Annotated in this window: 7 protein-coding genes; all 7 read left to right on the forward strand. The window is 52.5% G+C overall.

What is annotated here, in order from left to right; translation table 11 throughout:
• On the forward strand, nucleotides 1–344 hold a 344-nt coding region (locus tag CI601_RS06820), incomplete at its 5' end, for a carbohydrate ABC transporter permease (protein WP_147437943.1).
• A gap of 106 nt (nucleotides 345–450) precedes the next feature.
• Nucleotides 451–1,107, forward strand: a complete 657-nt coding sequence (locus CI601_RS06825) for a DUF624 domain-containing protein (protein ID WP_121914835.1) — start codon at nucleotides 451–453, stop codon at nucleotides 1,105–1,107.
• 30 nt (nucleotides 1,108–1,137) lie between these two features.
• Entirely contained in the window at nucleotides 1,138–2,187 is a 1,050-nt protein-coding gene (locus CI601_RS06830; protein ID WP_121914836.1) for a LacI family DNA-binding transcriptional regulator, read from the forward strand.
• Between the two features lie 185 nt (nucleotides 2,188–2,372).
• Nucleotides 2,373–3,767 carry a glycoside hydrolase family 32 protein gene (locus tag CI601_RS06835; protein ID WP_024628108.1) on the forward strand — a complete coding sequence of 465 codons (1,395 nt, stop codon included), beginning with the start codon at nucleotides 2,373–2,375 and terminating at the stop codon, nucleotides 3,765–3,767.
• A 160-nt stretch (nucleotides 3,768–3,927) separates the two neighbouring features.
• Nucleotides 3,928–5,241: an ABC transporter substrate-binding protein gene (locus CI601_RS06840; RefSeq protein WP_024628107.1), complete on the forward strand. Its 1,314-nt coding sequence runs from the start codon at nucleotides 3,928–3,930 to the stop codon at nucleotides 5,239–5,241.
• A 166-nt stretch (nucleotides 5,242–5,407) separates the two neighbouring features.
• The gene (locus CI601_RS06845) at nucleotides 5,408–6,724 is read left to right on the forward strand and encodes an ABC transporter substrate-binding protein (protein WP_024628106.1); all 1,317 of its coding nucleotides are present in this window, start codon (nucleotides 5,408–5,410) and stop codon (nucleotides 6,722–6,724) included.
• A gap of 89 nt (nucleotides 6,725–6,813) precedes the next feature.
• A partial coding sequence (locus tag CI601_RS06850; protein ID WP_183129798.1) for a carbohydrate ABC transporter permease occupies nucleotides 6,814–7,608 on the forward strand: 795 nt, incomplete at its 3' end.

The raw sequence follows: 7,608 nt of genomic DNA on the forward strand, positions 1-7,608 counted from the left end.
TCCCCCAGGAGCTGGAGGAGTCGGCCATGATCGACGGGGCCAGCATCCCGCGCACCTTCTTCGGGATCGTGGTGCCGATCATGCGTCCCTCGATCGTGTCGGTGGCGATCCTGGAGGCCATGTGGATCTGGAACGACTTCCTGCTGCCCTACCTGACCCTGGACATGCGCCGGTTCAAGACCATGAGCATCGCCATCCAGTACCTGAAGGGCGGGTACGGTTCGGTGGACATGGGCGCCATGATGGGCTGCCTGGTCCTGGCCATCATCCCCATCATCGTCTTCTACCTGATCTGCCAGAAATACATCATCAAAGGCGTCCTCGCCGGCGCCGTCAAAGGATAAACCAAAAGCTACACCGGTTTGCAGTGGGCTATCATGGAAACCGGCAACACGATATAGAGCGAGTGCCGTTGCCGGTTTCCTGCCCTTTCCCGTCTTGGGGGTTCCGTTGAGTTTTCTTTCTCCTGATTCAGGCTTCATGAGAGGTCTTGCCGATCTTATTGATGCCATATGGATCAACATCCTCATGGTGGTCACGTCAATTCCCCTGATATCCATCGGAGCCGCTCTGACCGCCGGTCATGACGCCGCCAGAAGAAGCCTTGAAGGGCGAGGACATGTAACAGCAAACTATTTTCGTGCCTTCCGTTCAAACTTCATCAAGGCAACCATGATCTGGCTCGTTTTCGGGCCATTGCTGTTGCTGTTGATCTACGCTTGGGTAGTTCTCCAAATCACGCCCTTGTTGATCATCAAGTTTGCTTTCAGTATTTTGTGGGTGCTGGGGTTCGAGTGGGTATGGGCCTTGCAGTCCCGTTTTGAGAACACCGTTGGTCGTACCTTGTTTAATGCATGGGTATTTGCCTTGGCTAATCTTGGGAGAACTTTGATCATGGTGCTTTTTGACGCTGCGTATCTTGTTCTGCTGGTCCTGTCGTGGTTCTACATGCCGCAAGGGCTCTTCTTGTTGCTCCTTCTCGGTTATGGGACTTTGATCATGGTGCATACGCCTTTGCTTAATGGTGCTTTTAAGCATTTTGTTGCAAATGCCCCGATGGCACGACCTACTGCTGTTGAAGCAGGTCGGAAGAAGACCGCTGACTGAGGTTGGCTCGCAATATTACAATGAGGGTCCATGGTTACACTTCAGGATGTCGCTCGAGCGGCAGGTGTTTCGATTGCCACGGCGTCCTGGGCAATCAATAACAACAAGAACGTCAGGATTCCCGAGTCCACCATGAGGAAGGTCCGGAAGGTTGCGGCGGATCTAGGCTACAGGCAGAATGCCATGGCCCGCAGCCTTGCCAGAGGGCGATCCGACCTGATCGGGTTTATTAGCGATGGAGTGGCTACTTCTCCCTTTGCCGGACAGGTCATACAGGGCGCTCAGGATGAAGCTTGGCGCAACGGGAAGATCCTGCTGATTGTCGATACGCATGGAGACCCTGATATTGAGCGCAGAGCTTGTGCTTTCATGCTGGAACGGCAAGTAGAGGGAATCGTGTATTCGTCTTGGGTTCACCATGAGGTTCGTCCTCCCGCGGACTTGGCTCGGGTGAATTCCGTCCTCGTGAATTGCTTTGACCGCCTGGGTCGATTCCCGGCAGTGGTACCGGATGAAGTCCAGGGAGGCCGCACGGCTACGGAAATGCTGACAAATGCGGGTCATAAGCGCATAGCGTTCGTCAATGCCACCGAACAGACGCCAGCATCGCAGGGCAGACTGCAAGGGTATAAGGAGGCTCTGGCTGCAGCTGGATTGAAGTACGACCCGGACATGGTGATGACATGCACGGTGGATCAGGAAGGCGGGTACGGCATCATGTCTCAGGTCATGCAGACCGGTGCTACAGCGGTGTTCTGCCATAACGATCGCACTGCCATGGGTTTGTTTGATGCACTTCGAGAACGAGGAATGCATGTACCAGACGATATTTCAGTGGTGGGATTCGACAATCAGAAATTAATTTCCGCCCATCTTCATCCAGCGCTATCCACAGTCGGCCTGCCGCAGTATGACCTCGGGGTGCTTGGAATTCGCACGCTGCTGCAGCGCGAGGATGTCGGCGAGAAGGGCGAGGGCGGCAGTGCTAATGCTGCTAGCCAGAACGGCCCCTATTCGCCCATCAGGGTGGCCTGCCCTTCAGTGCCTCGTGACTCCATACGTATCCTCGCGGCTTCTTGATTTATGGATCACTGGGATACGAGGTATCTGTGTTGGCCTACGAAGTCCTTCCTTTAAAGTCGATGTCCTTCGGTTCATGACCTTGTTTGACTTTTAACACGAGTCGAATATAATGAGTGCTTAATCGCTTAAACAATGATGTAGCTAAGGATCCGACATATACGATCCTCGACGGAAAGGTTGCAATGACCAAGCTGTATTATCAATTCCCGGGCACCTGGTTCGGAGACTGCATGCCCTTCGGCAAGGGAGATGAGTTCTTCCTCTTCCATCAGCGCGATAACCGGGACCCTGAACCATTCGGTAAACCGTTTGGGTGGGACTTGGCGACGACTAAGGACTTTGTTCATTATCGGGATTGTGGCGTTGCCATTCCGCGAGGTGGAGACGAAGATCAGGATCAATTTATATATGCTGGAAGTGTCTGTGAGGGTGAAGGCGCTTATCATGCCTTCTACACCGCCTATAACAGGGATTACTCTGCGCAGGGAAAGCCGGCGCAGGTCCTCATGCATGCAGTGAGTCATGACCTCTACCATTGGACGAAGACTCAAGATGCCCTGACCTTCTCGCCCCAGGAAGGCTACGATCCTGATGATTGGCGAGACCCTTGGGTTATCCGCGACGATGAGCATGACCGCTATCTATTGATCCTTGGCGCGCGTAAGCAGGGTCCCAAAACCGTACAGTCGGGACGAACCGTGGCATTCTCGTCAAAAGACCTAGAGCACTGGAGTTTTGAAGGTGATTTCTGGGCGCCCAACCTTTACACCATGCATGAGATGCCTGATCTTTTCAAAATGGGCGATTGGTGGTATCACATCATCACTGAATACAGCGACAAGCATGGAATGGTCTACAGAATGGCCCACTCGCTCGAGGGGCCCTGGACTGCTCCTACCGACGATGCATTTGATGGCAGCGCCTACTACGCCGGCCGCACCTTTGAACTGAACGGCAAGCGGATAATGTTCGGCTGGGTCGGCACCAAGGAAAACGAAGATGACAGATCCAATTATGAATGGGGCGGGACTTTCGTTCCTCATCAGGTCTATCAGCGTGAGGATGGCTCACTTGGCGTGCGGCCGGCTGACACCCTCTGGAGTGCTTTCGATCACCGTCGCAGGATCACAGACCTCAACTTAGATGCTTCGGCTGGACGAACAGAGAAGACCGTTGTCCAAGACAGCGGTGATCTGTATTCGTTCGAGGCGGACCTGACTTTCTCTCCAGGAACTCGTTCATTTGGTCTGCGGCTGAATGAAAACGAAGAGACTGGTGAGTCCTACCAGTTCATCTTCAAGGTGGGCGAGAACAGGTTCCTATTTGAAAACAACCCCAACTATCCCTGGTTCGCCAATATGAACATAGGTTTGGAAAGGCCGCTTGAATTGGTTGCAGGGCAGAAGTACCACCTGCAGCTTGTAGTTGACGACACTATTGCCACCCTATATGTAAATGGCGTGGCTTTGAATTCCAGGATGTACAAGAGGCCTGGCGACCATCTGGGAATCTTTGTGACAGAGGGGTCGTTGCAGACCACCAACATGACATTTTCCAACACGTTGAAAGAGGGGTGACTTCCTTAGCTGTTGAGATTTGATCGCCGACGCCTGGCGACGTTGCCACAGGTGTCGGCGAGCCAAGCAATGAACCATTGAGCTTAAGCGTTTATCCGATTGCCGAAAGGCACGAATAAGCGCCCGATAAAGTAGTCGGTCAAAGAGTAATGGAGTAATGATGAGGAAAATCACTAAAGCAGTGGCTCTGGCAGGAGCGCTCGCTATGTCCCTAGGCGGATTAAGCGCATGCGGAGGCTCTCAGGCCAGCGCCGACAAGGGACACGTCTATTATTTAAGCGCCAAACCCGAGCAACAGGATGAGTTCAAGGATTTGGCCAAGCAGTTCACCAAGGATACCGGTGTACCCGTTGATGTGTCTGTTGCCTCTTCCGGTACGTATGAGCAGTCCTTGAAGAGCGAGCTGGCCAAATCCAACGCGCCCACTATGTTCGACGTTGATAACAATGATTTCCAGAACTGGGGAGATTACTATCGCGACATGTCCGGGACGAAGATCTACAAGGATCTGAAGAATCAGGACTATGCCCTTAAGCTCAAGGACAAGGTTGTAGCCGTTCCCTTCGTCATGGAACGCTATGGCATTATCTATAACAAAGCACTGATGAAGAAGTACTTCGATGCTAAATGGTCCAGCATAAAGTCCATAGACAAGGTCAACAACTTCAAGGCGTTGAAGACTGTTGCTGATGAAATCCAAGAGCACAAGGACGACCTCGGAGTGAAGGGCGCCTTCAGCTCAGCAGGGTTCGACAGCAGCTCCAACAAGAGGTTTGGAGATCAGCTCGCCCACATTCCGGTCTACTACGAGTACCGGGACCAGAATACCGAGGAAGAGCCTCCGACACTTACCGGAAAATACATGGATAACTTCAAGAACATCTTTGATTTGTATCTGAAGGATTCCACAACTCCGGCATCGCAGCTTTCGAGCGCCACGATGGACGACTCCAACAGCGAATTTGCGACCAAGCAGTCTGTGTTTCTGCAGAATGGTTCCTGGGGCTATCCTCAGATCAAGGATCAGGATGTGGCTGACAAGGATATCGGAGTCCTGCCCATCTACATTGGCGTGCCGGGCGAAGAAAAGTCTGGGCTGACAGTCAGCTTCATGTACTTTGCCACCAACAAAAATGCTTCGGACAAGGATCGAAAGGCTACCGAGCAATTCCTGAATTACATTTTGGAGAACGACAAGGCCCGCAAGATCTTCACTGATGATATGGGCTTCGAGACGCCATTCAAGTCCTATGAAAAGGCAGGATTCAAGTCGAAGAACCCCGTGCAAAGGGCCAATGACGCATATGCCAAAGCCGGTGACTACGACACCGTTATTCATCCTCTTCCCAGTGCACAGTGGGTGGCTTCGCTTAGTGATGCCATGCTTGAATACGCCCAGGGCACCGGAAGTTGGTCAAAAGTCACCTCCGCCTTTGTAGACGGTTGGGCAAAGGAGTACAAGACCACTCACTGAAACCAATGGGATAACCATCAGTTGACCATGTTGGACATCCCACCGGAATCTGGTGGGATGTCCTCTCCGGCCCAGGATGCTGAGATAGCGTTCTTGGCTCCAATCCAGCGGGGGCTTGATTTTCCGCAACCAATCTGGTGCGGAACTGTATGAAATGAGATGGGTCATGGGTGTAAAAACAAAATCTGCGTTTGCCATAGGTCTTGCATGCGCAATGGTCATGGCATCCGCCGCGTGCGGCGGTACCTCAGCCTCAGAAGCAAAGGGCCGAGTGTACATGATCAGCCAGAAAGTGGAAAACAACGATCAGTTCCTCCAACTCGGAAAGCAATTCACCAAAGATACAGGCATACCGTTTGATTTGATTTCCCCCTCTGCCGACAGCTATGAGCAGACTTTGAAGAGTGAGCTGGCCAAGAGCAAAGCTCCGACTATCATCGGCCTCGACAACAACGACTATCCCAACTGGTCGGATTATTGCGCGGATCTGTCCAAAACACGCATGTACAAAGACCTTACGGATCCGAATTACGTACTCAAGACCGGGAAAAAAGTGGGCGCCATTCCGTTCGTTCTGGACCGCTATGGCATCATCTATAACAAAGCTATTTTAAATAAATACTTTAAAGCGTCGTGGGCCAGCATCCGCTCAGTGGATGCCATCAGAGGATTCGACAGCTTGAAAACCGTGGCCGACGAAATTCAAAGTCACAAAGACGAGCTTGGAGTCAAAGGAGCCTTCACGTCCGCCGGATTCGAATCAAGCTCTATCCGACGATATGGTGACCAGCTGGCTCATATACCGGTCTACTACGAGTATCGAGATAAGAACGTCACAGAGTTGCCGGCAACTGTATCTGATAAATATATGCCCAATCTCAAGAAGATCTTTGATTTGTATGTGAAAGACGAGACCGTTGCGCCGACCCAACTTTCCAGTGCGACATTCGACGATGCTGTTTCCGAGTTCGGTCTTGGCGACGCAGTTTTCATTCAAACGGGATCCTGGGCATATCCGCAATTAAAAAATCAGGAGGTTGCCGACAAGGATATGGGGGTTCTGCCCATATATATGGGTGTGCCGGGAGAGGACAAAGCAGGACTGACCATAAGCTCTAACTACTTTGCCATCAATTCAAAGATATCTCCGGAGGACCGGCGAGCCACGGAGAAGTTCATGTCATGGATGCTGGATAAGGACAGTGCCAGGAAAATCGTCACGGACACCATGGGATTCGAAACCCCATTCAAGTCATACGCGAAGGCCGGGTACAAGACAAAGAACCCAATCCTCCGCGCCAATGATGCTTACGCCAAGCGTGGCTGCTATGACATAATCATCCGTCCTCTGCCCACCCAGCAATGGTCGCTGAGTCTGGGCAATGCCATGTTGGAGTATGCCCAGGGCACCGGGCCTTGGTCCGGCGTTGAGTCGGCCTTTGTCAACGGTTGGGCTTCTGAGTACAAGACCACACATAAGTGATGAACTGATACGGCCGGCCCTGCGTTTCAAAGCTGGGCCGGTTTCAAGGTTCTAGTGCAGACTGCATGATTCCAGGTTTGGAGGTTTCAGTGATTTCGATGGTTGGTCGGTCGATTCGTAGGTGGTGGGGGTTGTTTGTGTTGCCTACGTTGTTGGCGTTTGTGGTTGGTTTTGTGGTGCCGTTTGTGATGGGTGTGTATTTGAGTTTTTGCCGGTTCACGACGGTGGTGGATGCCCGGTTTGTGGGGTTGGGCAATTATGCGGCGGCGTTGTCGGATAAAGAGTTCTGGCATGCGATGGTGTATACGGTGGCGTTCACGGTGGTGACGACTGTGGTCATCAATGTGTGTGGTTTCGCGGTGGCGTATATGCTGACCAAGGCGATCCGTGGGGCGAATGTGTTCCGTTCGGTGTTCTTCATGCCGAATCTGATCGGTGGGATCATCCTGGGGTATATCTGGCTGCTGTTGTTGAACGGCGTGCTGCAGCATTGGGGTCGTTCGATCACGTATTCGGGGGTGTATGGCTTCTGGGGGATGGTGCTGTTGTATTGCTGGCAGCAGATCGGCTATATGATGATCATTTACATTGCCGGTCTTCAGGCGTTGCCTGGGGATGTGGTGGAGGCCGCTTCGGTTGACGGGGCCAGCGGCCGTCAGATCCTGTTCCGGATCACGTTGCCGTTGATGATGCCTTCGATCACGGTGTGCACGTTTTTGACGATGACCAACGGGTTCAAGATGTTCGATCAGAATCTGGCGTTGACCAATGGGGCGCCGTCGAACACGTCGGAGCTGTTGGCGTTGAACATCTACCGTACCTTCTACGGGCGTACGGGCTTCGAGGGCGTGGGCCAGGCGAAGGCGGTGGTGTTCTTCGTGATC

It is taken from the genome of Bifidobacterium sp. wkB344 (genome assembly GCF_003688305.1).
Taxonomy (GTDB): domain Bacteria; phylum Actinomycetota; class Actinomycetes; order Actinomycetales; family Bifidobacteriaceae; genus Bombiscardovia; species Bombiscardovia mizhiensis.

What these genes read in the sequence shown, in the direction of transcription:
- CI601_RS06845 (WP_024628106.1), top strand. Translation starts at nt 5,408, where the DNA reads ATGGGTGTAAAAACAAAATCTGCGTTTGCCATAGGTCTTGCATGCGCA.
- CI601_RS06830 (WP_121914836.1), top strand. Translation starts at nt 1,138, where the DNA reads ATGGTTACACTTCAGGATGTCGCTCGAGCGGCAGGTGTTTCGATTGCC.
- CI601_RS06840 (WP_024628107.1), top strand. Translation starts at nt 3,928, where the DNA reads ATGAGGAAAATCACTAAAGCAGTGGCTCTGGCAGGAGCGCTCGCTATG.
- CI601_RS06835 (WP_024628108.1), top strand. Translation starts at nt 2,373, where the DNA reads ATGACCAAGCTGTATTATCAATTCCCGGGCACCTGGTTCGGAGACTGC.